The following is a 2,329-nucleotide window of genomic DNA, read 5'->3' on the forward strand; positions in this document are numbered from 1 at the left end:
CGCTCGGGGTGGCGGTCAAGGTCACCGTGGTGGTGTCGTTGACATCGTTGACCGTGGTTTCCACCGGGGTCTTGATCGGGTTGATCGCTTCGAGGTTGCCGCCGTCGGCCGATTTAATCGACTCGGTCACGGTGGTCGGACCGGTGTAAACGTCGTTGCCGACGCTGACCGGCAGGCTGCCGGAGCTCTGGCCTTCGGCAATGGTGATGACCTTGCCGCTGTCGAGGGTCACGGTCACTGGACCGTTTTGCGCGGTGACCGGTTTGCCCTGGGCATCGGTCAGCGTCGCGGTGTAGGTGATGGTGCCGTTTTCGTCGACGCTCGGGGTCGCGGTCAGGGTCACGGTGGTGGTGTCGTTGACGTCGTTGACCGTGGTTTCCACCGGGGCCTTGATCGGGTTGATCGCTTCGAGGTTGCCACCCACCGCGTCCTTGATGGATTCAGTGACGGTGGTTGGACCGGTGTAAACGTCGTTGCCAACCGTGACCGGCAGGCTGCCGGAGCTCTGGCCTTCGGCAATGGTGATGACCTTGCCGCTGTCCAACGTCACGGTCACCGGACCGTTTTGCGCGGTGACCGGTTTGCCCTGGGCATCGGTCAGCGTCGCGGTGTAGGTGATGGTGCCGTTTTCGTCGACGCTCGGGGTCGCAGTCAGGGTCACCGTGGTGGTGTCGTTGACGTCGTTGACCGTGGTGGTCACTGGCGTAGTGTTTGGCGACACCAATTCCAGGTTGCCGCCCACTGCGTCCTTGATGGATTCAGTAACGGTGGTTGGGCCTTGGTAGACGTCGTTGCCGACGCTGACCGGCAGGCTGCCGGAGCTCTGGCCTTCGGCAATGGTGATGACCTTGCCGCTGTCCAACGTCACGGTCACTGGACCGTTCTGCGCGGTGACCGGTTTGCCCTGGGCATCGGTCAGCGTCGCGGTGTAGGTGATGGTGCCGTTCTCGTCCACGCTCGGGGTCGCGGCCAGGGTTACGGTGGTGGTGTCGTTGACGTCGTTGACCGTGGTGGTCACTGGCGTTTTCACCGGATCAATGGACTCGAGGTTGCCGCCGTCGGCCGATTTAATCGACTCGGTCACGGTGGTCGGACCGGTGTAAACGTCGTTGCCCACGGTCACTGGCAGGCTGCCGGAGCTCTGACCTTCGGCGATGGTGATGACCTTGCCGCTGTCCAGGGTCACGGTCACTGGACCGTTTTGCGCGGTGATCGGTTTGCCCTGGGCATCGGTCAGCGTGGCGGTGTAGGTGATGGTGCCGTTCTCGTCCACGCTCGGCGTCGCGGTCAGGGTCACGGTGGTGGTGTCGTTGACGTCGTTGACCGTAGTGGTCACTGGCGTTTTCACCGGATCAATGGACTCGAGGTTGCCGCCATCGGCCGATTTAATCGACTCGGTCACGGTGGTTGGACCGGTGTAGACGTCGTTGCCGACGCTGACCGGCAGGCTGCCGGAGCTCTGACCTTCAGCGATGGTGATGACCTTGCCGCTGTCGAGGGTCACGGTGACTGGACCGTTCTGTGCGGTAACCGGGGCACCGTTCTTGTCGGTCAAGGTCGCGGTGTAGGTGATGGTGCCGTTCTCGTCGACGCTCGGCGTCGCGGTCAGGGTCACCGTGGTGGTGTCGTTGACATCGTTGACCGTGGTTTCCACCGGGGTCTTGATCGGGTTGATCGCTTCGAGGTTGCCACCCACCGCGTCCTTGATGGATTCAGTGACGGTGGTCGGGCCTTGGTAGACGTCGTTGCCGACGCTGACCGGCAGGCTGCCGGAGCTCTGGCCTTCGGCAATGGTGATGACCTTGCCGCTGTCCAACGTCACGGTCACTGGACCGCTTTGCGCGGTGACTGGTTTGCCCTGGGCATCGGTCAGCGTGGCGGTGTAGGTGATGGTGCCGTTCTCGTCGACGCTTGGAGTGGCGGTCAGGATCACGGTGGTGGTGTCGTTGACGTCGTTGACCGTGGTGGTCACTGGCGTTGTGTTTGGCGACACCAATTCTAGGTTGCCGCCCACTGCGTCCTTGATGGATTCAGTGACGGTGGTCGGACCGGTGTAGACGTCGTTGCCGACGCTGACCGGCAGGCTACCGGAGCTCTGGCCTTCGGCGATGGTGATGATCTTGCCGCTGTCGAGGGTCACGGTCACCGGACCGTTTTGCGCGGTGACCGGTTTGCCCTGGGCATCGGTCAGCGTCGCGGTGTAGGTGATGGTGCCGTTCTCGTCCACGCTTGGAGTGGCGGTCAGGGTCACCGTGGTGGTGTCGTTGACATCGTTGACCGTGGTTTCCACCGGGGTCTTGATTGGGTTGATCGCTTCGAGGTTGCCGCC

1 protein-coding gene is annotated in these 2,329 nt (G+C 62.9%); it reads right to left on the bottom strand.

What is annotated here, in order from left to right; translation table 11 throughout:
* Positions 1-2,329: immunoglobulin-like domain-containing protein (locus BSF40_RS31270; RefSeq protein WP_371918149.1), on the bottom strand; the 2,329-nt coding region annotated here is incomplete at both ends.

It is taken from the genome of Pseudomonas sp. ACN5 (assembly GCF_002303975.1).
Taxonomy (GTDB): Bacteria; Pseudomonadota; Gammaproteobacteria; order Pseudomonadales; family Pseudomonadaceae; genus Aquipseudomonas; species Aquipseudomonas laurylsulfatiphila.